This is a genomic window from Streptomyces sp. P17, from assembly GCF_032436805.1.
Lineage (GTDB): Bacteria > Actinomycetota > Actinomycetes > Streptomycetales > Streptomycetaceae > Streptomyces.
Genome location: NZ_JAVRBF010000226.1, coordinates 1 through 735, shown reverse-complemented (window position 1 = coordinate 735; position 735 = coordinate 1). Strand labels below are relative to the sequence as shown.

General features: G+C 64.9%; 1 pseudogene. It reads right to left on the bottom strand.

From position 1 onward, the window contains the following. Positions 1 to 79: 79 nt before the first annotated feature. A pseudogene (locus tag RMT89_RS40520) lies at positions 80 to 735 on the bottom strand (hypothetical protein); the annotation flags it as partial.

Sequence of the window (735 nt, the reverse complement as noted above, 5' to 3'; positions counted from 1 at the left end):
AGTCGCGCTTGATCTTCGAGGTCTTGCGGTGGAGGCGGTTCAGGACATCAATGTCGCCCATGCCACCTCCAATCATCGTCTAGGCGAAGCACCACACGGCGCTGCTCTCTTCGTCATCGGCCCAGCCGGTGTCCAGTACCGCCCGCCTCGCCGCGTAGGCGAGAGCGTCCGCCACGACAACGTCAATCTTGCGGGGGCTGTTCGGGTACTCCTTGCGGATCAGCCGATACTGTCCGCGCCGCTTCACGTACGCGTTGCCGTAATGCCGCAGCGCGTCCGGATCGTCGCTCTGCTTCGTGACTCCGGTCACTATGTCGGTGTGCAGCGTGTCCAGCGCCGGACCCATCAGAGTGTCTGAGGTCGTGGGGAACTCGACCACCACATCCTCGCCGAACTCGTGCGCCAGGTCTGAGATGTCGCTGCGCCACTCGTGTGGGTCGTAGTGGCCTCGGATCACGCGATAGCGCTTGTGCGCCTCACGGATACGCTCCAGCACCTCAGTGCGCGGCACCTGCCATCCGATGCCGTCGACACCCTCGGGTTTCTCCCACAGTCCGATCGTCCACCGGTAGCCGTCTGACATCCGGCAGCCGCGGAGGATGGTCGAGTCGGAGTTCAGCGACCCGTCGAACCCGAGCGTGATCGCTGTGCCATCGGCAGGTTCGGGGCCGTCCATCTGGGCATCCTCCACAGCCCTGAGCGCGATCCACGCATCCGAGGACGCCATGGCGCGGT